This is a genomic window from Duganella sp. BJB1802, from assembly GCF_013369445.1.
Classification (GTDB): Bacteria; Pseudomonadota; Gammaproteobacteria; order Burkholderiales; family Burkholderiaceae_D; genus Rugamonas; species Rugamonas vulcania_A.
Genome location: NZ_JABWEF010000001.1, coordinates 72,925 through 95,200 on the forward strand (window position 1 = coordinate 72,925; position 22,276 = coordinate 95,200).

The window sequence follows — 22,276 nt, forward strand, 5'->3', positions numbered from 1 at the left end:
CGGCGTCAATCCAGCGAGCGGCGCATCTCGTCGATTTCGTCCTTCAGCCAGGCGCGCAGGCGGGCGATCTTGGCCGTGCCCTCCTTGCTGCGGTTGACCACCAGCCGGTAGCCGCGCGGGTAGGGCGCGCAGCGGCAGGCGAGCATCTTCAGCGCGCCGGTGCGGAGGTCTTCGTAGGCGATGGCGTAGGACACGAGGCTGATGCCCTGTCCCGCCAGCGCCGCCTGCGCCAGCACGGCGAAGTTGCTGTAGCTGCGGGAGAAGTCGTATTTCCCCTTTAGGATATGGTTCTCGCGCAGCAGATGTATCCACTCCTCGGTGCTGTGCTCATGCAGCAGCGGGAAGCGCTGCAGGTCGGCCAAGGTCAGCGCCTGCTGGCCGGGCGCCAGCAACGACGGGCTGTAGACCGCCACCAGCCGTTCGCGGAACAGCAGCTCCGGGTCGCCGTCCTCGATGGCATGGAAGCGCAGCGCGGCGTCGGTGCTGCCGTCCTCCATGTCGGCCAGGCGGTCGCTGGAATCGATGCGGATGTCGAGCTCCGGATACAGCTTGGTGAAGCGGTGGATGCGCGGCACCAGCCACTTGATCGCCAGCGAATGGGTGGTGGAGATGCGCAGGATTTTTTCCTCGTCGCCGTCCTGCAGCGCCGTCACCTTGGCGCGCAGCTCGCCCAGCACGCGCGCCACCGTCACCGCCAGTTCCTGTCCCTTGTCGGTCAGCGCGATGTGGCGCGGGTGGCGCGTGAACAGTTCGAAGCCGACCGCCGCCTCCAGCTGCTTGACCTGCAGGCTGATGGCCGCCGGCGTCTTGTGCAGCTCCTGGGCGGCCAGCTTGAAGCTGCCCCAGCGGGCGGCGCAATCGAAGTCGATCAGGCCGGAGAGTGAGCGCAGCGGTTTGGTCATAGGCTAAGTTTTCCTTATGCATGGTTCGAAAATTACTCGTTTGATCACGAGCGCATGCGGGAGGAAAATATACCTCATGCGCTGATAAAACTCCATGCACAAGAATTTATCGACATCGGCGCGCCATTCGACAAGGAGGTTGCCATGTTCCAGACCCACGCCATCACCCCGTTATGCATCCGCAAGCCGGCCACGCCACGCAGCGTGTCGGCGCCGGAATTCTGGGCGGAGCTGAAGCGCATGCTGGCGCAGATGGCGCTGCGGCGCTGATCCGGCCGGGCGCGGCGGCCGCGCAACAGCCAGCGACGATGGCAGCAGCTTTGTACAAGTTGCGCGGCATTGCGCAATTGTGTGGCCGGCGCCGGCGTGACAATCGGTGTTCCACTACAAAAACCAAGGGGACACCATGAACCACCTACGCATCACGGCGGCGCTGGCAGCGCTGCTGGCAGCGGGCGCCGCCAGCGCCGACAATATCTCGCTGCGCCTGTCCTATGCCGATGGCCGCAACGGCGCCGTGTTCAGCGCGCGCCACGCGGAAATCGGCAGCTTCGCCCTGACGCCGGACGTGCGCAGCCAAGCGGCCGGCGCGCAGTGGCGCGTGGTCGCGCGCGATGCGCAGGGCGCCATCCTGCACGAGGTCACGGTGGCGGGCAGCCAGCAGCGCCACGTCGAGGTCTTCAACCCGCGCACCGGCGCCATCGACATTTCCGAAACCGTGCGCCAGCCAACCGGCTCGTTCGAAGTCTCGATGCCCTTCGACAGCGCCACCGCCACCATCGAGGTGCTGCCGGCGCAGGGCGCCAGCGCCAAGGGCATGAGCGCCGCCGTAGCCGCCGCGCCGCTGGCGAGCTTCGACCGCGCCGCGCTGGCGAAGCTGGCTGGCGCATCGCGCAGCGCGCGCGCCGCCGCCCTGACGCCGGCGGCCACCGCCACCACCATCGTCAGCACCGGCCCCGCCGCCGCGCGCATGGACTACGTGTTCGTCGGCGACGGCTACACGGCGGCGGAAATGGACAAGTGGCATACGGATGCGCAGAAGGTCATCGACGGCTTCCTGGCCGATCCGCTGTTCGCCGCCAACCGCGCCAACATGAACGTGCGGCGGGTGGATGTGGCCAGCAACCAGTCCGGCGTGGATGAACCGGACAAGGGCATCTACCGCGACACCGCGATGGACGCCGCCTTCAACTGCTACAACATCGACCGCCTGCTGTGCGTGGACAACGACAAGGTGCAGGACATCGTCGGCTCGGTGCTGGCGCCGGACGAACGGGACGTGATCATCGTGGTCGCCAACTCCACGCGCTACGGCGGCTCCGGCGGGCAGGTCGCCACGCTGTCGATGGCGACGCAATCGATCGAGATCGCGCTGCACGAGATCGGCCACACGGCGTTCGGGCTGGCCGACGAATACGACTACGGCACCTGCAGCCTGAATGGCGAGCCGGCCGAGCCGGACGTGACGATGAACGGCACCCGCAGCGTCAAGTGGCGCGGCCTGATCGCGGCCAGCACGCCGGTGCCGACCAGCGCGGGCGCGTACCCGAACGGCACGGTGGGCGTGTTCCAGGGCGCGCAATACTGCGCCAGCGGCAAATACCGTCCGACCGAGAACTCGCGCATGCGGATGCTGGGTTATCCGTGGCACGCGGTCAACGAAGGGGCGGCGACCAAGGTGTTCGCGCAGTACACCGGCGGGGGCGGCATCACGCAGACCGGCGTGCTCGCCAACGGCGGCACCGCCTACGCGCCGAGCGCCTCGCCCGGGTGGGTGCAGGCGGCGGCCGGCGCCTTCACGCTGAACCTGAGCGGGAAGGTGGGCACCAACTTCCAGGTCTCGCTGTATCAGTGGGGCGCCAACGGCTGGGCGCAAGTGGCCGCCAGCCAGGGCACGTCGCCGAACAAGACGCTGACCTACAACGCCCCGGCCGGCTACTACTACGCGATGATCAGCGCCGTGACCGGCAGCGGCGCCTACTCGCTGACCTATAGCTACGCCAAGCCTTAGCGAGGGGTGGTAGCGTCCGCCGGGTCGCCCAGCGATGGAGTGGTCGACTCGGCGGGCGTTCCACAAAACTATCGCTGCTTAAATTTGCGGCACTTTGAGCGTTGTGCGAAAATGAAGCATGGTTACCTCGAAATCAAAAGCCAAGCCAGCGCATGAGCTTGTCCCCGATGTCAAGCGCAACGGGGTGAGTTCTTCCGCCCCCGCGAAAGCGGCGAATCCTTACGCGATATCGGATAAGGCCGCCGCCCGGGCTGTGCGTCGCTCGGGCATCGTTACAGCCGGTGGCAAACTCTCTCGTGTCTACAAATGATTGAAGGTCGTTTGCTCGTCGCGTATCACGGTTGCGATATCACGACGAGAGACGATTTAGTCAGCGGCAAGCTTGCACATCTCGACCTCAGCAAGAATCCCTATGATTGGTTGGGACCGGGGGCCTATTTCTTTGAAGGGGACGCCGAGCGAGCATTAATGTTTGCCAACGCATCTCACAACAATCCCATGAAGATGTACACCGCAAGACCAATTGGCACGCCTGCGGTTGTGGGCGCAGTTCTTAGCGTTCAGCGCTGGCTGGATATGACGACTCAAGAAGGCATTCATGAGTTCACCCTTGCGTATCCGGCGTTACTTTCCGGTTTGGCGGCGACAGGTAGTCCTGTGCCGAAGAACGCCGCCGCAAGTGAAGACGACGCTGACATCATTCTGCGAAAACTCGACAATGCGGTATTCACTTTCATCCACGACATCCGGGAAAATAGTTCGCCCCCTTCGCCATCATTTCAAGCGGTACGTGGAGCTTTTTATCAGGGCGCCGAGGTAGCACCGAAGTCAGGTTTTCGCGTTGGCACTCATGTTCAGATAGCTCTGCGTGACAACGACTGCGTGGAAGGCTGGTTTCTCGCCAGAGGAGACAGGTTGCTGACCGAAGCGCAATACCTTGAGGCGGTGGAAAGGCGTGAGCAAATGGCGAGGACTCGCAAGCCCAGGGGGCGCGTGTAAAGCAGTTAAATTATTTCTGGACTGTTGGCTTCGACTTGGGCTGGGGGGATCGCGCTCCAACTCATCCAGCCAGCGGATCGCCTGTTCGCCGTTGGCGTCGCATATTTTGGCCGGCATATGCGGCACTGGAAGAGAGGGAGTTAGAAAAGCACGAAGGCGTTGCGTTAGCTCGCTGGTTTTGCGGTCCAGATGGCCTCTTCGACGATGAAGTTCGGGCTTCCGGTCTTGAATAGCTCTGGCTTCCCTCGAACGGAAATGCGGGGACGATGGGTTTCTTCGATGTCGAATATTAGCAAGCTGCCAAATACACTGGTAGCGCGCAAGGCGGCTAGCGATGTGCGTGTCGACAGCTCTTGAGTGAATCGTGTAGCCGCAGCTTTCTTTGACCGAGCATTAAATTTTCGAGCTATCGTATCTGGCCCAAGCAACCAGTTGTGCTCATCCCCAGGTTGTAGAGTTTCGCTGCCGTCTTCATACTGCCTCAATACGGCGCTAAACAACTGAAGCTGCGAGTGGCCCATATCTTCAACGCTGCCAGGATATGGGTAGGGATTCGGAGCCTTGCCCGCATACCGTTTCAACGTGCCGTGCACCCGACATTCGGCATCGAGTGCGTGTCTAGGGGGGACATTCCTGCTTGGCCAGACGGTTCCCTCGACTTCCTGGAGTGCATATGCACCATTCCGGCTGTCGCCGCTCGAATAGAATTCGTAGGCCATCCGAAGAAGCTCTCGAAGTATCGCCGCGAGGTACTCGTCTTTAAGCTTTTTTTCCACCAACGGGAAGGTTTTCTGCAGTCCTTCAAACGCTTCTCTAAGGGCTTCCTTCTGGTCTACATTAGAGTCGTCGAAAGATTTGAACCGATTGGGACTCTGTAATAGGACAGACACGAGAGTATCGTGATATTCAGAAAAGCGCGTGGGGCGGTAACGAAAACTCATAGTCAGATGTGCGTGTTAGCTTAAGGCATCGGGAAGCGTAGCGCACTCCAGTTCTTCAAGCCAGCGAATGGCATATTCTCGATGCGATCCACACATATCTTCAGACGGTTGCAGTCCACCGCAAAACGCCGGCCGCTCCGGCTTGCCGAAGACGCCGCATCGATTGTCGTCGCCGAGCTGGATACACCGGACACCGGCGGGCTTCCCGTTTGGCATACCCGGTATCGGACTCGTAATCGAAGGAGCGATGCAGCACGCTCCGCAGTTGTCGCGGCAGTTCATGACGGTGGTTTTCATAGGGGCGTTATTTTACGCCCCTTTTTCCGCCGCCAGCCATTTCGCGATCACCGCCGCCACCCACGGGCCGTCGTCCAGCGGCAGGTCGTGGCCGGCGCTGGGGTGCACCATCAGCGGCGCGTCCCATGCCTGCGCCAGCCGCAGCGAGCAGCCATGGTCCACCAGCTGGTCGCCGGCGCCGGCCAGGATCAGCAGCGGCACCGCAGGCCGGGCGGACGGCGCGCGGAAGCGGGCGGCGGACCACAGCTGCCGCAGCGCGTTGGCGCGCGTGACCGGGAACTCGCGCTGGTAGGCCAGCCAGCGTTGCAGCAGTTCCTCGCGTCCGGCGTCGTCGCCGCCACGGCTGGTCAGGCGCAGGATCAGGCGCTCCTGCCGCTCGACGCCGCCGCGCAGCATCAGGTTGACGATGGCCGGATAGTTCCGCCAGCGCAGCCGCTGGTGGAAGCGGCTGTACGGCCGCATGCTGGTGTTGATCAGCACGCAACGCTCCACTTCGTCGGGATAGCGGCTGCACCACTCCACCGCCGCCATGCCGCCCAGCGACAGCGCCAGCAGCGAGTAGGGCGGTTCGACGCCGCGCGCGCGCAGGTCGCGCCGGCAGAACTCCACCATCTGCGCCACCCGCGTGGCGCTGCGCAGCGCGTGGCGCTCGCCGTTGCCGGGCAGGTCGGGCGTGACGATGGCGGCGTCCGGCAGCGCGGCGGCCAGTTGGCCGGGGAAGCCGCCCCAGTGGCGCTGTTCGCGCATCAGGCCGCGCAGCAGGACCCAGCGGCTCATGCGTCGTACCACTGCGCCAGCGCGCGCCGGTGCTGGACCTTGCGCGCCATCCCCTCCGGCATCCAGCGCCCGTGGCTGTTGGCCGCGCGCATCAGGAAGTCGAACCAGATCAGGTGGCGCCGCAGCACCCGCTGCAGCCGGTGCCGGGCGGTCGGGTTGAAGATGGCGATGCGGTCGAAGATCTGGCGCGGATTCTTCTTCACCCACAGCCACGAGCCCATCTCCAGCGTCAGCGGCAGGAACACGCGCTCGCTGTAGCTGGTGCCGTTCAGGTACAGGTAGTCCCACAGGTCGCCGTGCGTGCGGTACTGGCGGCTCTGCGGCTCGAACACGTAGTTGTGGTTGGGGTAGCTCTGGCTGAACAGCTGCTCCAGCGCGCCAATGTCGGCCAGGTGCGGGATGGGCGCGGTGGTGTGCGCGTGCGGGAACCAGATGCGGTCGCGCAGGCCGAAGCCGGAGTGGCAGTCGAGCGCCATGCTGAACTGGCGCGACAGCAGTTCGCGCTCGACCAGTTCGCACACGGCCTGGCTTTCCGCCTCCATCGGCGCGCCGGCCTTGCCGCGATACCACGGCAGGTGGTGGCTGATGCGCTGCCCGCCCAGCATGAACGGCACCTTGTCGACCGCGCTCAAGGGCGCGTTGCGCATCAGGTCCACGCCCTGCGGATTGCAGCGCGTGGCCTGCCACATGCCGCCCGGGTTCACCAGCGGCATGAACACCAGCCGCATCGATTCGAGCTGCTGGTGCAGCGTGTTGTCCCAGCGCAGCCGCGCCAGCAGGCTTTCCATGAACGACAGGATGACCTGGGTGCCGATGCGCTCGAGGCCGTGGATGCCGCCGAAGAAGCCCAGCGCCGGCACGTCCGGACTGGGGTTGCCGAGCGCGATGGTGTAGACCGGGAACTGGCGGCCATCCATCGCCACCGTGCAGGAGGTGCCGACCTCCAGATGCCGCCCGCCTTCGTCGATCAGGCGTTTCAGGGTGATCAGCTCAGGCAGGTTCTTCTCGGGCATGGAGGCGGACGCGGATGGGTGTGACCGACAGTGTAGCCCACTCCCACACGGTTGGCGACGAGTTAAAAGTTGTTTTGTATTTAATGTTATGCTCTTGGGAACATCGTGGCATCAGATCGAATCGGGAGACTTACGCATGACAGCAGGTACAGCATTTCGCAACACCGTCGCCGGCGCCGTGCTGGCGCTGGCCAGCGCCGCGGCGATGGCCGCAGGCGGCATCTCCAACTTCACGCCGTCCGAGCAAATCTCGGTCGGCACCATGTCCATCCTGGCCGCGCCGGTGGTCAGCGTGGCCGCTTCGGCCAAGGGCGATTCCGGGCCGGCCGCCGGGTCGATGGCGGTGGTGATCGGCGGCGCCTACGTCGTCAGCGGCGTCGGGCAGAGCGTGGCGGACGGCGTCGAGGTCGTGCTGACGTCGGTCAGCTCGGCGGGCAAGCTGTCGGTCAAGCTGGCCGGCAAGACGGTCGACGCGATCGGCCTGTCGGTGGGCACCGCGGTGCAGGTGGTGTCGGAAACCACCGGCACCCTGCTGGTCGCCTCGGGCAAGGTGGTGGCCTTCATTCCGAACGCGTTGGGCGAGGCGCTGCTGTCGCAAAAACGCCTGCCGCCGCAATGAGCGCGCGGGCCTTGTTGGGCGCGGCCGGCGTGATCGCCATGCTGGCCGCCGCGCCGGCGCACGCCGGGCGCTCGTGCGAGGAGCATCCGGTGACGCAGGCCGCGCTGACCGACGCGCTGGTCACCGGCCAGTCGCTGCAGGCCGCGCTGGACGCCACCGGCAGCGAGGTGGCGATGATCGCGCGCCAGGGCCAGGACCTGTCCAAGTACGGCTTGAAGTACAGCCACGCCGGCCTGGCCTTCCGCAGCGCGCCGGGACAGCCGTGGCGCGTGTACGAACTGCTCAACGAATGCGGCACCGCCGATTCCGCGCTGTGGGTCGACGGCCTGGCGAACTTCTTCCTGGAGAATCCGTTCACGCTGGACGCGCTGGTGATCGTGCCGCCGCCGAAGATCGCCGCCAAGCTGGGCGAGATCCTGCGCGACCCGGCCACGCTGCACGGCTTCCACGGCAGCCATTACAGCATGGTGGCCTATCCGTTCTCGACCAAGTACCAGAACTCCAACCAGTGGGTGCTGGAGGTGATGGCCTCGGCCGAGGCCACGGACTTCCGCATCCGCACGCGCGAGCAGGCGCAGTCGTGGCTGAAGATGGCCGGCTACACGCCGACCGAGATGCACATCGGCCCGCTGACGCGGCTGGGCGGGCGCGTGTTCAAGGCCAACATCGCCTTCGACGACCATCCGAACGCGCTGCGCTTCTCCGACCGCATCAACGCGGTGACGGTCGATTCGATGCTGGCCTTCCTGCGCGGGCGCGAGGACGGCTGGCGGGTGCAGGAGCTCAAGGGCCGCCGCTGACGCCATACAGGTCGCGGCACACCAGCGCGACCTGGTCGCGCAGCCAGCGCTGGGCCGGATGCGCGTCGTTGCGGCGGTGCCAGTGCAGCACGAAGGGCACCGGCTCCAGGTCGAGCTCCGGCGGCAGCGGCAGCACCGCCAGCGCGCGGGCCATGCCGCTGGCGCGCACCACGCCCTCCATCAATGTCGCCAGCAGGTCGCCGCCGGCGACGACGGCCGGCGCCGCGTACATCTGCGGCAGCGTCACGGCGACCTGGCGCCGGCGCCGCAACTGCGCCAGCTTGACGTCGACGTGGCCGACGCCATCGCCCTCGGGCGACACCAGCAGGTGCCGGCAGTCCAGGAAGCGCTTGAGCGTCAGCTTCTTGTCCGCCAGCGGATGGCCCTTGCGCGCCACGCACACGAAGCGCTCCTCGAACAGCGGCAGGGTGGGGATGCGCGGCGTGCTGCCGCCCGGCACACCAACCGCGGCGTCGGCCTCGCCGGCGTCGAGCAACGCCAGCGCGTCCTCGCGCGCGCTGAAGGACTTGATCCGCAGCGTGACGCCGGGCGCCTTGTGCGCCAGGCGCGCCAGCAACGCCGGCAGCATGACGACGGCCGGATGGTCGGACAGCGCCAGCGTGAAGCGCACCGCCGCGCGCGACGGCTCGAAGGCCTGCGTGAACGCCAGCGTGCGCTGGATGCTGGCCAGCGCCTCGCCCAGCGGCGCCGCCAGTTCCAGTGCGCGCGGCGTCGGCTGCAGTCCGCTGGCGCTGCGCACGAACAGATCGTCCTTCAGCAGCAGGCGCAGGCGCGCCAGCGCCGCGCTCATGGCGGGCTGGGTGCGGCCGATCCGCACGCCGGCGCGCGTGACGTTGCGCTCGCAGATCAGCGCGTCGAAGGCCACCAGCAGGTTGAGGTCTATGCCATGTAAATCCATGCGGTGGATGATACTGCATATCCATTATCGATTGGACTTGCGTGGGGGCGGATTGCTACAGTGGCCGGGTCATCCACCGATACGAAAGCCCACCATGACCATGCAGGACAACGGCCTGACCACGGCCCAGCAGCAAGCCATCGAAACGCTGTACCGCGCCTTCAACGAGCGCAATCCCGACCTGCTCGACCAGGCGCTGACGCCGGACTGGCAGGACACGCCGCTCGGCCCCGGCCAGCAGCCCGGCCTGGCCGGCATGAAGCCGGTGGTCGCGATGTTCGGCGCCGCCTTCCCGGACGTGCACATCGCCATTCTCGACATCTTCGGCCGCGACGGCCGCGCCGCCGTGCGCGCGCGGATCACCGGCACCCACCGCGGCGAGTTTTTCGGCATCGCCCCTACCAATCAGCCTATTGCAATTGCGATCCATGAGTTTCATTATCTGGGGGCGGACCGCATTACGCACACCTGGCACCTGGAAGACTGGTTCGGCATGTTGAACCAGATCGGCGCCTGGCCCCCTGTTCAATAACTTTTTTAGGGAATTTTATGACCACTATCGCGATCGTGTACTTCAGCGGCTACGGCCACACCGTCAAACAGGCAGAAGCCGTGCAGGCTGGCGCGGCCGGCGTCTCCGGCGCGGAGGCGACGCTGTACCGCATCGACCAGAACGGCGATTTGACCGAGGATGCGATGGCCGCCATCGCCAAGGCCGATGCCGTCATCTACGGCAGCCCGACCTACATGGGCGGCCCGGCATGGCAGTTCAAGAAGTTCGCCGACAAGTCGTCGGCCGCGTGGTTCGGCCAGAACTGGAAGAACAAGGTGGCCGCCGGCTTCACCAACTCGGCCTCGACCAACGGCGACAAGTTCTCCACCATCCAGTATTTCTGGACGCTGGCCATGCAGCACAGCCAGATCTGGATCGGCACCGGCGTGCTGCCGTCGAACAAGAAGGAGCACGGCCCGGCCGACGTCAACTGGACCGCCGGCTTTGCCGGCGCGCTGGCGATTTCGCCGTCGGACGCCTCGCCCGAGGAAGCGCCGCGCAGCGGCGACCTGGAGACCGCCCGCCTGCTGGGCAAGCGCGTGGCCGAACTGGCGGCGCGCCTGGCCTGACCGGCCGGCTCGGTTTATTGCTTGTAGATCCCGGCACCAACCAGGTAGTCGTCGACTTTTTCGACGTAGCTCGATTTCTCTTCGATGCCCTTGGTGACCGGGTTGGGCCACTTGTAGTCGAACCATCCCTGGTTCTTCGCCTTGGCGGTCTGGATCAGGCCCTTGATGATGTAGGTGCCTTCGGCGTCGCGCATGTCGATCAGGTTCTTGCCGACCATCTTGGAGGCGTTGCCGTTGCCGATGGCCAGGCTGACGCCGTTCAGATCGTAGACGAAGATGTACAGGTTGCGGTCGACGAACTGGCCTTTGGAATTGTTGAATTCGGCGAACGCCTTTTCCTTGCCGTTGGCCTTGATGTAGGCGACGGCCTTCTTGACCAGCGCGACGCAGTCTTCCGCGTTGGCGCGGTCGTTGGCGGCATAGGCGCTGGTGGCCAGCAGCGCGGTCATCACCAGCAGCAAAATTTTGGAAATAAACTGTTTCATGGTGGTCTCCGTTATGGGTTTCTGTCAGGAACGATACTATGAATTGCGATCCGAAAAACCCTTGATCTGGATCAAAAACAACTTCATCTATTCAAGTTAGTCCTTCAGAACCACTTCTTTTGCAGCGCAGCAAACGTGCCATTGGCCTTGATGGCCTCCAGCCCCTTGCGGAAACGCTCGACCAGCACATCGTCGGTCTGCGGGCCGAAGGCCATGTAGCTGCCGCCGCTGCCCAGCTCGGTCAACTGCAGCGCCCGCACCAGGGTCTTGGACAGTTCGCCGCCATCGCGCCGCACGATGTCCGCCGCCACCAAGTCGCTCATCGCCCACAGGTCGACGCGTCCCAGCTTCAGTTTTTCGTAGTTGGTTTTTGGCTGGGCGTTGCCATGCAGCTGGCGGCCCTTGACGAAGCCCTTCGACTCCAGATATTGCTCGCGCGCGTCGCCGTTGATGGTGGCGATCTTGTAGCGCAGGGCGTCGCCGAGATTGTCGAGCTTGATGTGGCGTTCGCGCAAGGCGTACAGATAGGAGCTGTCGGGCGGGGAAACCACGCCGACCCATTTGAACAGGTGCTCGCGCTCGGGCGTGCGCATGATCGAGAAGATCAGTACGTTTTCCTTGTGCAAGGCCGTCGCGTAGGCGCGCGCCCAGGGCATGACCTGGATGTCGGCCGGCACGTCGATTTCCTTGAGGACGGCCTCGACGACCTCGGTGCTGAAGCCGGTGACCTTGCCGTTCTCCCAAAAATTGACGGGGCGGTTTTCCTCGGTGACGCAGGTGACCGTGGTGGTGGCGTGCGCGATGGCCGACGCCCATATCAGCCCCATCCACAGCAGCAAGCGCAGCATCTTCATTCCCTGGTGGTCCCCCCGGTCCGGCGTCAAGGACTTGTGCGCCTGGAGGCCATTATACGCAGGTTTAATTGCCGCAACATGCGACGGCAACCCGCTCGCGCAGCCTCACAACAGCCACGCGCCTTGACGTTGCCCGCCCTTGCGCTTATATTAATGACTTATAAGTAAGTTAAATCGGGTACACCCATGCAAGCCCCTCAAGACACGAAGCCACGCTGGGAGCGGCGCAAGGATGCGCGGCCGCAGGAATTGCTGGCGGCGGCGCTGGACCAGTTCGTCGAGCGCGGCTATGCCGGCACGCGCCTGGAGGACGTGGCCAAGCGCGCCGGCGTGTCCAAGGGCACGCTGTACCTGTATTTCGCCAACAAGGAAGAACTGTTCAAGGCCGTGGTGCGCGAGAACATCGTGCACGCCATCGGCGAGGCCGAGCAGGAGGCGGCCGGCTTCGACGGCCCCAGCGCCGCGCTGCTGCGCGCCATCCTGATGAAGTGGTGGCACCAGATCTGCGCCACCCACCTGGCCGGCATCACCAAGCTGATGCTTGCCGAAGGCAACAACTTCCCCGAGCTGGCGCAGTTCTACAACAACGACGTGGTCGCCCGCGGCAACGCCCTGATCGCCAGCGTGCTGGTGCGCGGCATCGCGCGCGGCGAGTTCCGCCCGGTCGACCCGGCCGTCATGACGCCGGTGCTGGTGGCGCCGGTGCTGATGCTGATGATGTGGACCCACTCCTTCATGCCCACCTGCGAGATGCCGCCGATCGACCCGGCCGCCTTCATGGACACGCTGATCGACGTCACCCTGCGCGGCCTGGAAGTGCCCGCGCCGTGAGCCGTCCGCCCCATGCACTGCGTCAAACTTGCCAATTTGGTAGGTTCAACCCCCTTAAACTGCAGACTGTCGCAATTTCCCGCGAACCCGCCGTCATATCGTTAATATGTGCCTCGATGCCAGTTCAACGATAAAATGACGGATTATTTAATCCCGACCCGAGTCATAAGATGAATATCGAACAAGCCCGCTTCAACATGATCGAACAGCAAATCCGCCCTTGGGACGTCCTCGACACGAGTGTGCTGGACCTGCTGCTGGTGGTCAAACGCGAGAATTTCGTGCCGGCCGCCCACAAGGCGCTGGCGTTTGCCGACACCGAAATCCCGCTGCCGGGCGGCGTCGCCATGCTGAACCCGAAGGTGGAGGCGCGCCTGCTGCAGGACGTCAACGTCAAGAAGCATGAGAACGTGCTGGAAATCGGCGCCGGCTCCGGCTACATGGCGGCGCTGCTGGCCCACAAGGGCCGCCACGTGACGGCGGTGGAAGTGTCGCCCGAGCTCAAGGCGCTGGCGGAAAAGAATTTGGCCGACAACGGCGTCACCAACGTGACGGTGGAACTGGGCAACGGCGCCCAGGGCTGGAGCCAGGGCGCGCCGTTCGACGTCATCGTCGTGACCGGTTCGCTGCCGGTGCTGCCGGAAGCGCTGTTGCAACAATTGAAAGTGGGCGGCCGTCTGGCGGCCATCATCGGCCAGTCGCCGGCGATGAAGGCGCAGCTGATCACCCGCACCGGCGAGGCGGGCTACGACACGCGCACGCTGTTTGAAACCGACGTCAAGCCGCTGGCCTCGGCCGTGCAGCCGTCGCAGTTCAAGTTTTAAGCGGACCGGCCATGCAGCAGATCACCGCTCTGGAACTGGCCGACTGGCTGGCGGACGATGCGCGGCCCAGCCCGATGTTGCTGGACGTGCGCGAGAACTGGGAATTCGAGACCTGCCGCATCGACGGTTCGGTGCAGATCCCGATGAACACCATACCGGCGCGCATCGACGACCTGGATGAGGATGCGGCCATCGTCTGCATCTGCCACCACGGCGCGCGCAGCCTGCAGGTGGCCGCCTTCCTGGAGCGTAACGGCTTCGGCAAGATGATCAACCTGACCGGCGGCATCCACGCCTGGGCGCTGCAAGTCGACGGCACGATGGCCAAGTATTGAGTGTCGCGAAGTTCAAGACCAGCGCGGCGCCAAGGTAGTGTGTTTTTGATTTGATCAACTTTTTTGATGACTCCAACGGAGAATGCAATGCAGAGACCCCTTATCGCCGTGCTGATCACCAGCGCCTTCTTGACGCTCAACGCACAGGCGGCCGACCTGATCCAGGTATATCAGCAAGCGCTGGCCAACGACGCCACGTACGCCGGCGCGCGCTCGTCGCTGACCGCGGGCCAGGAACGGATCACTCAGGGGCGCTCCGGCCTGCTGCCGAACATCGCGGCCAGCGGCAGCAACACGCGCAACAGCGGCGATGTCTCCCAGTTTCTGGGCGGTAGCTACACGCCGAAGGCCGACGTCGACAGCCACAGCAACTCCTACACCGTGCAACTGAGCCAGCCGCTGTTCAACTGGGGCAACTGGCAGACCTACCAGCAAAGCAAGCTGGCGCAGGCCACCGCCGAAGCCACCTTCGCCCAGGCCCAGCAGGACCTGATCACGCGCGTGGCGCAAGCCTACTTCGACGTGCTGACCGCGCAGGACAACCTGACCTCGACCCAGGCGCAGAAGGTGGCCACCACCGAACAGCTGGCCTCGGCCAAGCGCAACTTCGAGGTCGGCACCCAGACCATCACCGACACCCACGAGGCGCAGGCCGCGTACGACCTGGTGGTGGCGCAGGAGTTCGCCGCCATCAACGACCTGGACAACAAGCGCACCGCGCTGCAGGTGATCATCGGCCAGGCGCCGGGCGAACTGGCGCCGCTGCGCACCGGCGTGACCATCAGCGCGCCGTCGCCGGCCGCGGTGGAGCCGTGGGTCAGCTCGGCCGAGAACCAGAACTACGCCGTCGTGGCCGCCAAGCTGAACGTGGAGATCGCCAAGCGCGAAATCGAGCGCAACCGCGCCGGCCACATGCCGACCGCCAACCTGATCGCCAGCACCACGCACCAGACCACCACCGGCCAGCAGCGCACCAACAACAACGCCATCGGCGTCAGCTGGAACGTGCCGATCTTCAGCGGCTTCGCCGTCACCAGCAAGGTGCGCGAAACCATCGCGCTGGAGGACAAGGCCCGCAACGACCTGGAGGCGACCAAGCGCGCCGCCTCGCAGAACGCCCGCTCGGCCTACCTGGGCATGAACAGCGGCCTGGCGCAGGTCAAGGCGCTGGAGGCGGCCGAGGTGTCGAGCAAATCCTCGCTCGATTCGAACAAGCTGGGCTACCAGGTCGGCGTGCGTATCAACATCGACGTGCTGAATGCCCAGAAGCTGCTGTACTCGACCCAGAAGGACCTGGCCAAGGCCCGCTACGACACCATCATGAACGGCCTGCGCCTGAAGTCGGCCGCCGGCTCGCTGAAGGAAGACGACCTGGCGCCGATCAACGCCCTGCTGGCGCACTAAGCCGCGCCGGGCTCGACGCACAGACGCCGGCGATGCGCCGGCGTTTTTTTTCGTCCTATCGCGTGGACGGGAATGGCGGGAGCTTGTACCATCCGGCACATCGTTATTAAATAAATAAAACACCGCCGCCATGTCGACCGCCCCCCTTGCCCTGCGCAGCGCCGCAGGCACCATACTGACCTTGCTCATCGCGTTTGCCGCGTCGGTCGGCATCGCCGGCGCCATCGCCTATTTCGCGGTGAGCACCATGCCCTGCGAGTGGTTCGGCTCGTCGTTCGAGGGCGGCTGCGGCTACGGCGCGCTGTGGATGTGCATAGCCGGCGGCCTGGCGCTGAGCGTGGTGTTGTTCCTGGGTTTTGTGGTGGTGTACTTCAGGCGGCGCAGCGCGCCCGCGGTGGTGTTGTCCGAGCAGGAGCGGGCGGATGCGCCGCGCCTGCTGGCGTGGTGGCGCGCGGTGTTCGCGTTGATGCTGGTGGCCCATGTGCTGCCACTGCTGCCCATGCTGGGGAGCGGCTATTCGGCGTCGCTCGATTTGGTTCTGTGGTGGCTGGGCATGCCTCTGCTGTTGGCCAACGCCGTGTTGGTGTACCTGGTCGCCAAACTGTACAACCAGCAGCCGGCCGTGCTGGCGCTGGCGTGCGGGCGGGTGGGCGGATCGGCGCCGTCGGCGTGTTCATCTTCCTGCACACCGCCGGCGCACGCAAGCCGGCCAGCACGGTTCGGGGTTAAAGCCCCGCGCCCTGGCCGTCGAAACTGCGTTCGATCAGTTCGATCTTGTAGCCGTCCGGATCGGTGACGAAGGCGATCACCGTCTTGCCGCCCTTGACCGGGCCCGGCTCGCGCGTGACGGCGCCGCCGTTGGCCTTGACCGCGTTGCAGGCGCCGACGATGTCGTCGGCCGAGATGGCGATGTGGCCGTAGGCCGTGCCCAGCTCGTAGCTGGTCTGGCCGTAGTTGTAGGTCAGCTCCAGCTCGGCGTGCTCCGGGTTGGCGCCGTAGCCGAGGAAGGCCAGCGTGTACTGGTACTCGGGATTGTCGCTGGTGCGCAGCAGCTTCATGCCGAGCACCTTGGTGTAGAAATCGATCGAGCGCTGGAGGTCGCCGACTCGCAGCATGGTGTGCAGAATACGCATCGTGGTCTTTCGTGGGAACGGAGAAACCCGAATTCTATGCGTTTTGCCGCAACCCTGCTCAGCTCTCGAGCCGCGCGTCCAGCGTGATGTGGGTGTTGAGCAGCTTGGACACCGGACAGTTCTGCTTGGCCTTGAGGGCCGCCTCCTCGAATTTCCGCTGGTCGGCGCCGGCGATTCTGGCCACCAGGTTCAGGTGGACTTCGGTGATGGCGAAGTTGCCGTCCACCTTATCCAACGTGACGGTGGCCGTGGTGCTCAGATTCTGCGCGGTCATGCCCGCTTCGGCCAGGATGCCGGACAGGGCCATGGTGAAGCAGCCCGCGTGCGCTGCGCCGATCAGCTCCTCCGGATTGGTGCCGGGGCCGTCCTCGAAGCGCGCGTGGAAGCCGTACTGGACGTTGTCCATGGCGCCGCTCTGCGTGGAAATCTTGCCGCCGCCGTCCTTCAGGCCGCCGCTCCATACTGCCGAACCCGTGTGTTTGCTGCTCATGATGTTGACTCCTTGTTTGCCTGCGGTTGTGGTGGCGGAAGGCGCCGCGCGCCAGATGATGTTGCCGGCGTCGTCCGCCACCAGCGGCGCGCCTGGTTGGTTGACCGGCGCCTGGGGGCGGCGGCATGCGTGCGTGGTTCCCGCTCAGTCGCGCTTGCTGCCCGGCTGCGGCTGGGCGGTGCCGGCGCGCGGACCGGGCGCGCGCGCCTGCTGCACGCCGGGCTGGTTGTGCAGGTCGGTGTCGACCAGGCCGCGCTCGATGTCGCTGGCGGCCTGCCGCATGACGCTGCGCGGCTTGGGGGGCTGGGCGTCCGGCGCCTCGTCGCGCTCGTGCGGCATGCGCTTGGCGCCGTCGTTCCTGACCTGGGCTTTGGTGTTGACGTGAGCGTCTTTCATGGCGGCCTCCTGTTCCTGTGGCTGCAACCATCTTAACCAGTTGTTTTTACCACGGTCGCCACATTGAATTTTGACAACTACCAGGCGAAGTCGTTTATCATTTGGACACTTTTTCCACGCCATTAACGATCAGGATGTTTGCATGAGCACTGCCGTGAACCAGGAACACGACGCCCACGCGCCGTCGGCCAACTGCCCCAATTGCGAGGCGGTGGTCAGCGGCCACTTCTGCGCCAACTGCGGCCAGGAAGCCATCCTGCACCACGCCAGCACGCGCGAATTCCTGCATGAGTTCATCGGCCACTACGTGGCGCTGGAGGGCAAGCTGTGGGGCACGGTGATGCGCCTGCTGTTCCGGCCCGGGGCGCTGACCCTGGAATACATCCGCGGCCGCCGCGTGCGCTTCGTGCAGCCGCTGCGCCTGTACCTCACGCTGAGCCTGGTGTTCTTCGCGCTGATGAAGCTCACCAGCGGCTTCGATCCGGGCACGGAGGACAAGGAAAGCGAGCCCGAGACCGAGGTGGCCTCGGCGACGGCGGAGGCGGCGCCGCCGCTCAAGCCGCTCACGAAGGAAGAACAGCGCGGCAAGGCCGCCGCCGAAGCGGCGATCGGCGCGATGCAGGAAGACTTCAAGCAGGAGGAAGCCGCCGTTGCCGCGGAGCGCAGCAAGAGCAAGAACAATCTCAACTTCGGCATGTTGGACAAGGACGGCGACTTCCTCAACCGCTGGCCCACGCTCAAGCATAAATGGCAGGCCTTCGAAGACCTGCCCGGCGACCAGAAGGGCACGGTCTTCACGGCGGGCTTCTACCACTACGCGCCGTATGCGATCTTCTGCCTGATGCCGGTGTTCGCGCTGATGCTCAAGGTGCTGTACCTCGGCTCGGGCAAGCGCTTCGGCGAGCACCTGCTGTTCGCGCTGCACAGCAACGCCTTCGCCTTCTTCATCTACAGCGTGATCCTGGTGATGCCGTTCGGCTTCGTCAATTTCGTGCTGTGGTGCTGGCTGCTGGGCTACCTGCCGTGGGCCATGCGGCGCGTGTACGGCGGCAGCCGCTGGGGCGTGTTCCTGCGCTGGGGTACCCTGATGACGTTCTACTCGATCGCCATCGGCGTGGCGGTGCTCCTGTCGATGATGGCGGGGATCATGAGCGTCGGCGCCCACTGAGCCGCCACCGGGGTCCTTGCAGTCTGGCGGCGCGCACACTATACTGCGCAAAATACTGTTTAAACGTACAGTCGTGAGGCGGGCGGGCGATGGCACAAGCCTGCGTTATGGGTTACCCTGCTGCGTGTCGCCGACCTCACCCCTTAGCCGAGATTTTTATGACCGCCACGCACGCCGTATATCAAACCATCGCACTGGTCGTGCGCCAGAACACCGACGGCATCGCCGAATCGGTGCGCAGCGTGGTCGACCTGCTGCAGCGGGACGGCTACACGGCGGTGTTCGAGGAGCAGACCGCCGCCCATCTCGGCTTCGCGATGGACCGGGTGCGGGTGATGAGCGCCACCGAAATCGGCGCCCACTGCGACGCCGCCATCGTCATGGGCGGCGACGGCACCATGCTCGGCATCGCGCGCCAGCTGGCGCCGTTCGACGTGCCGCTGATCGGCGTCAACCAGGGCCGCCTGGGCTTCATGACCGACATCCCGCTCGACGCCATGCTCGACGTGCTGCCCAAGATCCTGGCCGGCCGCTACAAGGCCGAGCGCCGCACGCTGCTCGAAGGGCGCGTGGTGCGCAACGGCGAAACCATCCACGTCGGGCTGGCCGTCAACGACGTCGTGGTCTCGCGCGGCGCCGGCGCCGGCATGGCCGAGCTGCGGGTCGACGTCGACGGCCACTTCATGTACAACCAGCGCTCCGACGGCTTGATCATCTCCACGCCCACCGGCTCCACCGCCTACGCGCTGTCGGCCGGCGGTCCGCTGCTGCATCCGAGCCTGGGCGGCGTGGTGCTGGTGCCGATCGCGCCGCACGCGCTGTCGAACCGGCCCATCGTGCTGCCCGAGTCCAGCGAGATCGTGGTGGAGATCGTGCGCGGGCGCGACATCAGCGTCAACTTCGACATGCAGACCTTCGCCAGCCTGACGGCGCAGGACCAGATCTTCATCCAGCGTTCGCCGCACTCGATCACCTTCCTGCACCCGGAAGGCTGGAGCTACTACAACACGCTGCGCGAAAAGCTGCACTGGAACGAACATCCTTCCGTTGAAGGCAAACTCAATTAACCTCACCAGGCTTCCATGCTCCGCACCTTGTCCATCCGCGATTTCGTCATCGTCGACACCATCGAACTGGAATTCTCCGCAGGCTTCACCGTCTTCACCGGCGAGACCGGCGCCGGCAAATCGATCCTGATCGACGCGCTGACGCTGGCGCTGGGCGGGCGCGGCGACGCCAGCGTGGTGCGCGAGGGCGCGGCCAAGGCCGACATCACGGCGGACTTCGCGCCCAGCGAGCAGGCGCGCGACTGGCTGGCCGCCAACGAGTTCGCGGCGGAGGAGGGCGGCGCGCTGCTGCGCCGCGTGATCGACAACGCCGGCCGCAGCAAGGCCTACATCAACGGCATCGCGGCGACGGCGGCGCAGCTGCGCGAGATCGGCGACATGCTGGTCGACATCCACGGCCAGCACGCGCACCAGTCGCTGATGAAGACCGAGGCGCAGCGCGTGCTGCTCGACGGCCAGGCCGGCGCCGGCGGCGACGTCAAGGCGGTGACGCTGGCCTACAAGGCATGGCGCGCGCTGGCGCGGCAGCTGGAGGAGTTCGAGACCAACGCCGCCAACGTGCTGTATGAGCGCGAGCGGCTGGAGTGGCAGGTCAACGAGCTGGAAAAGCTGGCGGTCAAGCCGGGCGAGTGGGCCGAGGTGACCAATGAGCAGAGCCGCCTGTCGCACGCGGCCAGCCTGCTGGAGGGCGCGCAGGAGGCGCTGGCGGTGATCTCGGAGGCGGAGGAGCATCCGATCCTGTCGCAGCTGTCGTCGCTGAATCAGAAGCTGGGCAAGCTGGCCGGCATCGACACCGGCCTGCAGGCCATCGTCGACTTGATCGAGCCGGCGCGCATCCAGCTGCAGGAGGCCGTGTATGCGCTCAACGATTATCTCGACCGGGTCGACCTCGATCCCGCGCGCCTGCGCAGCGTGGAGGCGCGGATGGACGCGATCCATTCGGCGGCGCGCAAGTTCCGCGTCACCGAGGAGCAGCTGCCGGAGGAGCATGCCAAGCTGGCCGAGCGCCTGTCGCGGATCGCCGACGCCAGCGATATCGAAGGCTTGCGCAAGCAGGAGGAAAAACTCAAGGCCGCGTACATGGAGCAGGCGCGGCGCCTGTCCGCCACGCGCGCCACGGCGGCCCGCCAGCTGAGCGACGCCGTCACCAAGGCGATGCAGGAACTGAACATGACGGGCGGCCGTTTCGAAGTCGCGCTCAACGCCGGCGAGCCTGGCGCGCATGGGCTGGAGCAGGTCGAGTTCCTGGTGGCCGGCCACGCGGGCGTGGCGCCTCGCTCGCTGGCCAAGGTGGCGTCGGGCGGCGAGCTGGCGCGCATCTCGCTGGCCATTTCCGTGATCACCTCGAACGCCACCACCACGCCGACACTGATCTTCGATGAAGTCGACAGCGGCATCGGCGGCGGCGTGGCCGAGGTGGTGGGGCGCCTGCTGCGCCGCCTGGGCCAGGAGCGACAGGTGCTGTGCGTGACGCACTTGCCGCAGGTGGCCAGCCAGGCCGGCCAGCACTTCCAGGTGGCCAAGGGCACGCTGGAAAACGGCAAGACCGCCTCGCGCATCGACGTGCTGGACGCCAAGGCCCGCGTCGAGGAAGTGGCGCGCATGCTGGGCGGCCTGGAAATCACCGCCACCACCCGCAAGCACGCGCGCGAGCTGCTGGCCTCATGACGATGCCCTGGTGGGCGTCATTGTTCATCGTCGCGCCGCTGGGCATGGCCTGGTACGGTGTGCTGCTGGCGACAAAGCGGGCCAGGTTGGAGCGGGACGGCGTCGCCGCGGAGGCAACCGTCACCCGCCTGTACCAAACCGATGACGGCTGGAGGGTGGATTTCAGCTATACGCCGGCGGGCGCCACGAAGGCGATCAAATGCAGCGACGACATCGTGTTCTATCATCCGGATCCCGGCCCCGCCGTCGGCTCCCGCGTCAAGATCCTGTATTTGGCCGCCAGGCCGCGCGCAGCCTGCCTGACCATTCCCTGGGCGCCGGCCTGACTATAATGGCGGCATGACCTCATTCAACCTCTCTTGCAAACGCGCGGCGCGACAGTTCATCCTGCTGGCCGCAGCCAGCCAATGCGCGCTGGCGACCGAACCAATCCAGCCGGCGGCCACCGCGCCATCGGACGAATCGGCGGCGATACGCCACCATCATTTCAAGCGCCTCAACGAGCGCCTGACCGTGGAGCCGGCGGTGCTGGAAGGCCGCTGCCGCTACGAGTCCGACATCGCCACGCCGCCGCCGTTGAACCGCGTCGCGCTGACCTTCGACGACGGCCCCACCGCGCCCGGCACCGAGAACATCCTGGAAGTGCTGAAGAAGTACAAGATCCACGCGACCTTCTTCATGATCGGCGAGAAGGCGCAGCAGTACCCCGAGCTGGTGGCCAAGGTGCGCGCGGCCGGGCATGACGTGGTGGCCAATCATTCGTGGAGCCATCCCAACTTCCACGACATCGACCCCGCCCGTCAGGCCGGCGAAGTGCTGCGCACCGACAGCCTGACCGGCGCGGAAGGCCCCAAGCTGTTCCGCTACCCCTACGGCAATTCGACCTGCGAGACCAACCAGCTGGTGCGCGAGCATGGCTACAAGATCGTCGGCTGGCACATCGACTCCTGCGACTGGGCCTACGACCGCACCGGCGCCATCGACGCGCGCGAGGCGATTTCCTGCGGCGTGCCGCGCCAGTTCCAGAACGACTACGTGGGCCACGTGCTGGCGGCGGCCAGGGCGCGCCGCGGCGGCATCATCCTGATGCACGAGATCCACCCGAACACGCTCAAGAGCCTGGACGCCATCGTGGCCGGCCTGCTGGCGGGCGGCTTCGAGTTCGGCATGGTCACCGACGCCGATTTCCAACCATCGCTGCGCTAGGCTATCTATAATGGC

28 protein-coding genes are annotated in these 22,276 nt (G+C 65.6%); 17 read left to right on the top strand and 11 right to left on the bottom strand.

The features are described from left to right. Positions 1-5 precede the first annotated feature (5 nt). Positions 6-902: a LysR substrate-binding domain-containing protein gene (locus HUX88_RS00350; protein WP_176360447.1), complete on the bottom strand. Its 897-nt coding sequence runs from the start codon at positions 900-902 to the stop codon at positions 6-8. A gap of 144 nt (positions 903-1,046) precedes the next feature. Here HUX88_RS00350 and HUX88_RS32890 point away from each other — a divergent pair, with 144 nt between their 5' ends. From HUX88_RS32890 to HUX88_RS00360, 3 genes are all read left to right on the top strand, one after another. Continuing rightward, entirely contained in the window at positions 1,047-1,172 is a 126-nt protein-coding gene (locus tag HUX88_RS32890) for a hypothetical protein (RefSeq protein ID WP_301547068.1), read from the top strand. A gap of 136 nt (positions 1,173-1,308) precedes the next feature. Next, positions 1,309-2,913: a M64 family metallopeptidase gene (locus HUX88_RS00355; protein WP_176360448.1), complete on the top strand. Its 1,605-nt coding sequence runs from the start codon at positions 1,309-1,311 to the stop codon at positions 2,911-2,913. 306 nt (positions 2,914-3,219) lie between these two features. After that, the gene (locus HUX88_RS00360; protein ID WP_117014073.1) at positions 3,220-3,912 is read left to right on the top strand and encodes a hypothetical protein; all 693 of its coding nucleotides are present in this window, start codon (positions 3,220-3,222) and stop codon (positions 3,910-3,912) included. A gap of 164 nt (positions 3,913-4,076) precedes the next feature. Here the strand turns inward: HUX88_RS00360 and HUX88_RS00365 are convergent, their stop codons facing one another. The 4 genes from HUX88_RS00365 to HUX88_RS00380 are packed head-to-tail and all read right to left on the bottom strand — an operon-like array spanning position 4,077 to position 6,940. Beyond that, the gene (locus HUX88_RS00365; protein WP_176360449.1) at positions 4,077-4,853 is read right to left on the bottom strand and encodes a hypothetical protein; all 777 of its coding nucleotides are present in this window, start codon (positions 4,851-4,853) and stop codon (positions 4,077-4,079) included. A 15-nt stretch (positions 4,854-4,868) separates the two neighbouring features. Then, the gene (locus HUX88_RS00370; protein WP_229213555.1) at positions 4,869-5,150 is read right to left on the bottom strand and encodes a YkgJ family cysteine cluster protein; all 282 of its coding nucleotides are present in this window, start codon (positions 5,148-5,150) and stop codon (positions 4,869-4,871) included. A 12-nt stretch (positions 5,151-5,162) separates the two neighbouring features. Then, on the bottom strand, positions 5,163-5,927 hold the full coding sequence (locus HUX88_RS00375; RefSeq protein ID WP_176360450.1) for an alpha/beta fold hydrolase: 765 nt from the start codon (positions 5,925-5,927) through the stop codon (positions 5,163-5,165). Next, a complete protein-coding gene (locus tag HUX88_RS00380) occupies positions 5,924-6,940 on the bottom strand; it encodes a M14 family zinc carboxypeptidase (protein WP_176360451.1) in 1,017 nt (338 codons plus the stop codon). The genes HUX88_RS00375 and HUX88_RS00380 overlap by 4 nt, the downstream gene beginning before the upstream one ends. Positions 6,941-7,076: 136 nt before the next feature. Between HUX88_RS00380 and HUX88_RS00385 the strand changes: the two genes are divergently transcribed. Together HUX88_RS00385 and HUX88_RS00390 are read left to right on the top strand one after the other, a co-directional pair. Beyond that, complete coding sequence (locus tag HUX88_RS00385; RefSeq protein ID WP_117014069.1) at positions 7,077-7,559, top strand: hypothetical protein; 483 nt, start codon at positions 7,077-7,079, stop codon at positions 7,557-7,559. Continuing rightward, a complete protein-coding gene (locus HUX88_RS00390; protein WP_176360452.1) occupies positions 7,556-8,359 on the top strand; it encodes a DUF2145 domain-containing protein in 804 nt (267 codons plus the stop codon). Before HUX88_RS00385 ends, HUX88_RS00390 begins: the two co-directional genes overlap by 4 nt. Here the strand turns inward: HUX88_RS00390 and HUX88_RS00395 are convergent. Then, positions 8,343-9,278 carry a LysR family transcriptional regulator gene (locus tag HUX88_RS00395; protein ID WP_176360453.1) on the bottom strand — a complete coding sequence of 312 codons (936 nt, stop codon included), beginning with the start codon at positions 9,276-9,278 and terminating at the stop codon, positions 8,343-8,345. The two genes, HUX88_RS00390 and HUX88_RS00395, sit on opposite strands and share 17 nt — an antisense overlap. Positions 9,279-9,372: 94 nt before the next feature. Between HUX88_RS00395 and HUX88_RS00400 the strand changes: the two genes are divergently transcribed. After that, positions 9,373-9,810, top strand: a complete 438-nt coding sequence (locus HUX88_RS00400) for an ester cyclase (protein WP_161089046.1) — start codon at positions 9,373-9,375, stop codon at positions 9,808-9,810. A gap of 17 nt (positions 9,811-9,827) precedes the next feature. Continuing rightward, positions 9,828-10,400: a flavodoxin family protein gene (locus HUX88_RS00405; RefSeq protein WP_117014065.1), complete on the top strand. Its 573-nt coding sequence runs from the start codon at positions 9,828-9,830 to the stop codon at positions 10,398-10,400. A 14-nt stretch (positions 10,401-10,414) separates the two neighbouring features. Here the strand turns inward: HUX88_RS00405 and HUX88_RS00410 are convergent, their stop codons facing one another. Beyond that, positions 10,415-10,885: a cache domain-containing protein gene (locus HUX88_RS00410; RefSeq protein ID WP_176360454.1), complete on the bottom strand. Its 471-nt coding sequence runs from the start codon at positions 10,883-10,885 to the stop codon at positions 10,415-10,417. Between the two features lie 104 nt (positions 10,886-10,989). Further along, entirely contained in the window at positions 10,990-11,733 is a 744-nt protein-coding gene (locus tag HUX88_RS00415; protein WP_158568854.1) for an ABC transporter substrate-binding protein, read from the bottom strand. A gap of 192 nt (positions 11,734-11,925) precedes the next feature. Between HUX88_RS00415 and HUX88_RS00420 the strand changes: the two genes are divergently transcribed. From HUX88_RS00420 to HUX88_RS00440, 5 genes are all read left to right on the top strand, one after another. Next, positions 11,926-12,570, top strand: coding sequence for a TetR/AcrR family transcriptional regulator (locus HUX88_RS00420; protein ID WP_117014062.1), 645 nt, complete (start codon positions 11,926-11,928; stop codon positions 12,568-12,570). A gap of 170 nt (positions 12,571-12,740) precedes the next feature. Then, on the top strand, positions 12,741-13,394 hold the full coding sequence (locus tag HUX88_RS00425; protein WP_117014061.1) for a protein-L-isoaspartate O-methyltransferase: 654 nt from the start codon (positions 12,741-12,743) through the stop codon (positions 13,392-13,394). An 11-nt stretch (positions 13,395-13,405) separates the two neighbouring features. Next, a complete protein-coding gene (locus HUX88_RS00430) occupies positions 13,406-13,729 on the top strand; it encodes a rhodanese-like domain-containing protein (protein ID WP_117014060.1) in 324 nt (107 codons plus the stop codon). A gap of 87 nt (positions 13,730-13,816) precedes the next feature. Then, positions 13,817-15,133 carry a TolC family outer membrane protein gene (locus HUX88_RS00435; RefSeq protein ID WP_117014059.1) on the top strand — a complete coding sequence of 439 codons (1,317 nt, stop codon included), beginning with the start codon at positions 13,817-13,819 and terminating at the stop codon, positions 15,131-15,133. Between the two features lie 130 nt (positions 15,134-15,263). Next, complete coding sequence (locus HUX88_RS00440; protein ID WP_176360455.1) at positions 15,264-15,929, top strand: hypothetical protein; 666 nt, start codon at positions 15,264-15,266, stop codon at positions 15,927-15,929. Here HUX88_RS00440 and gloA read toward each other — a convergent pair. The 3 genes from gloA to HUX88_RS00455 all read right to left on the bottom strand — a co-directional run bounded on the left by gloA (position 15,859) and on the right by HUX88_RS00455 (position 17,152). Beyond that, a complete protein-coding gene (gene gloA / locus HUX88_RS00445) occupies positions 15,859-16,266 on the bottom strand; it encodes a lactoylglutathione lyase (RefSeq protein WP_117014057.1) in 408 nt (135 codons plus the stop codon). The genes HUX88_RS00440 and gloA overlap by 71 nt on opposite strands. A 58-nt stretch (positions 16,267-16,324) precedes the next feature. Beyond that, on the bottom strand, positions 16,325-16,756 hold the full coding sequence (locus tag HUX88_RS00450; RefSeq protein WP_117014235.1) for an OsmC family protein: 432 nt from the start codon (positions 16,754-16,756) through the stop codon (positions 16,325-16,327). A gap of 144 nt (positions 16,757-16,900) precedes the next feature. Continuing rightward, positions 16,901-17,152 (bottom strand): hypothetical protein, encoded by a 252-nt coding sequence (locus HUX88_RS00455; protein ID WP_176360456.1) that lies wholly within the window; start codon positions 17,150-17,152, stop codon positions 16,901-16,903. Positions 17,153-17,294: 142 nt separating this feature from the next. On the opposite strand from HUX88_RS00455, the gene HUX88_RS00460 reads away from it, so the two are divergent. The 5 genes from HUX88_RS00460 to HUX88_RS00480 all read left to right on the top strand — a co-directional run bounded on the left by HUX88_RS00460 (position 17,295) and on the right by HUX88_RS00480 (position 22,261). After that, a complete protein-coding gene (locus tag HUX88_RS00460; RefSeq protein WP_176360457.1) occupies positions 17,295-18,320 on the top strand; it encodes a DUF3667 domain-containing protein in 1,026 nt (341 codons plus the stop codon). A gap of 158 nt (positions 18,321-18,478) precedes the next feature. Further along, a complete protein-coding gene (locus tag HUX88_RS00465; protein ID WP_176360458.1) occupies positions 18,479-19,387 on the top strand; it encodes an NAD kinase in 909 nt (302 codons plus the stop codon). A 15-nt stretch (positions 19,388-19,402) separates the two neighbouring features. Next, positions 19,403-21,055, top strand: coding sequence for a DNA repair protein RecN (recN, locus tag HUX88_RS00470; RefSeq protein ID WP_176360459.1), 1,653 nt, complete (start codon positions 19,403-19,405; stop codon positions 21,053-21,055). 20 nt (positions 21,056-21,075) lie between these two features. Continuing rightward, positions 21,076-21,381, top strand: coding sequence for a DUF3592 domain-containing protein (locus HUX88_RS00475; RefSeq protein ID WP_217916181.1), 306 nt, complete (start codon positions 21,076-21,078; stop codon positions 21,379-21,381). A 13-nt stretch (positions 21,382-21,394) separates the two neighbouring features. Further along, on the top strand, positions 21,395-22,261 hold the full coding sequence (locus HUX88_RS00480) for a polysaccharide deacetylase family protein (RefSeq protein ID WP_176360461.1): 867 nt from the start codon (positions 21,395-21,397) through the stop codon (positions 22,259-22,261). The last annotated feature ends 15 nt before the right edge of the window (positions 22,262-22,276 follow it).

Bases quoted from the DNA above. Each gene is read 5' to 3' on its own strand.
- HUX88_RS00405 (WP_117014065.1), top strand. From the start codon at position 9,828: ATGACCACTATCGCGATCGTGTACTTCAGCGGCTACGGCCACACCGTC.
- HUX88_RS00430 (WP_117014060.1), top strand. From the start codon at position 13,406: ATGCAGCAGATCACCGCTCTGGAACTGGCCGACTGGCTGGCGGACGAT.
- HUX88_RS00365 (WP_176360449.1), bottom strand. From the start codon at position 4,853: ATGAGTTTTCGTTACCGCCCCACGCGCTTTTCTGAATATCACGATACT.
- HUX88_RS00465 (WP_176360458.1), top strand. From the start codon at position 18,479: ATGACCGCCACGCACGCCGTATATCAAACCATCGCACTGGTCGTGCGC.
- HUX88_RS00480 (WP_176360461.1), top strand. From the start codon at position 21,395: ATGACCTCATTCAACCTCTCTTGCAAACGCGCGGCGCGACAGTTCATC.
- HUX88_RS00370 (WP_229213555.1), bottom strand. From the start codon at position 5,150: ATGAAAACCACCGTCATGAACTGCCGCGACAACTGCGGAGCGTGCTGC.
- HUX88_RS00350 (WP_176360447.1), bottom strand. From the start codon at position 902: ATGACCAAACCGCTGCGCTCACTCTCCGGCCTGATCGACTTCGATTGC.
- HUX88_RS00415 (WP_158568854.1), bottom strand. From the start codon at position 11,733: ATGCTGCGCTTGCTGCTGTGGATGGGGCTGATATGGGCGTCGGCCATC.
- HUX88_RS00380 (WP_176360451.1), bottom strand. From the start codon at position 6,940: ATGCCCGAGAAGAACCTGCCTGAGCTGATCACCCTGAAACGCCTGATC.
- HUX88_RS00460 (WP_176360457.1), top strand. From the start codon at position 17,295: ATGAGCACTGCCGTGAACCAGGAACACGACGCCCACGCGCCGTCGGCC.
- gloA (WP_117014057.1), bottom strand. From the start codon at position 16,266: ATGCGTATTCTGCACACCATGCTGCGAGTCGGCGACCTCCAGCGCTCG.
- HUX88_RS00435 (WP_117014059.1), top strand. From the start codon at position 13,817: ATGCAGAGACCCCTTATCGCCGTGCTGATCACCAGCGCCTTCTTGACG.
- HUX88_RS00390 (WP_176360452.1), top strand. From the start codon at position 7,556: ATGAGCGCGCGGGCCTTGTTGGGCGCGGCCGGCGTGATCGCCATGCTG.
- HUX88_RS00355 (WP_176360448.1), top strand. From the start codon at position 1,309: ATGAACCACCTACGCATCACGGCGGCGCTGGCAGCGCTGCTGGCAGCG.
- HUX88_RS00450 (WP_117014235.1), bottom strand. From the start codon at position 16,756: ATGAGCAGCAAACACACGGGTTCGGCAGTATGGAGCGGCGGCCTGAAG.
- HUX88_RS32890 (WP_301547068.1), top strand. From the start codon at position 1,047: ATGTTCCAGACCCACGCCATCACCCCGTTATGCATCCGCAAGCCGGCC.
- HUX88_RS00420 (WP_117014062.1), top strand. From the start codon at position 11,926: ATGCAAGCCCCTCAAGACACGAAGCCACGCTGGGAGCGGCGCAAGGAT.
- recN (WP_176360459.1), top strand. From the start codon at position 19,403: ATGCTCCGCACCTTGTCCATCCGCGATTTCGTCATCGTCGACACCATC.
- HUX88_RS00375 (WP_176360450.1), bottom strand. From the start codon at position 5,927: ATGAGCCGCTGGGTCCTGCTGCGCGGCCTGATGCGCGAACAGCGCCAC.
- HUX88_RS00410 (WP_176360454.1), bottom strand. From the start codon at position 10,885: ATGAAACAGTTTATTTCCAAAATTTTGCTGCTGGTGATGACCGCGCTG.
- HUX88_RS00385 (WP_117014069.1), top strand. From the start codon at position 7,077: ATGACAGCAGGTACAGCATTTCGCAACACCGTCGCCGGCGCCGTGCTG.
- HUX88_RS00360 (WP_117014073.1), top strand. From the start codon at position 3,220: ATGATTGAAGGTCGTTTGCTCGTCGCGTATCACGGTTGCGATATCACG.
- HUX88_RS00455 (WP_176360456.1), bottom strand. From the start codon at position 17,152: ATGAAAGACGCTCACGTCAACACCAAAGCCCAGGTCAGGAACGACGGC.
- HUX88_RS00425 (WP_117014061.1), top strand. From the start codon at position 12,741: ATGAATATCGAACAAGCCCGCTTCAACATGATCGAACAGCAAATCCGC.
- HUX88_RS00400 (WP_161089046.1), top strand. From the start codon at position 9,373: ATGACCATGCAGGACAACGGCCTGACCACGGCCCAGCAGCAAGCCATC.
- HUX88_RS00440 (WP_176360455.1), top strand. From the start codon at position 15,264: ATGTCGACCGCCCCCCTTGCCCTGCGCAGCGCCGCAGGCACCATACTG.
- HUX88_RS00395 (WP_176360453.1), bottom strand. From the start codon at position 9,278: ATGGATTTACATGGCATAGACCTCAACCTGCTGGTGGCCTTCGACGCG.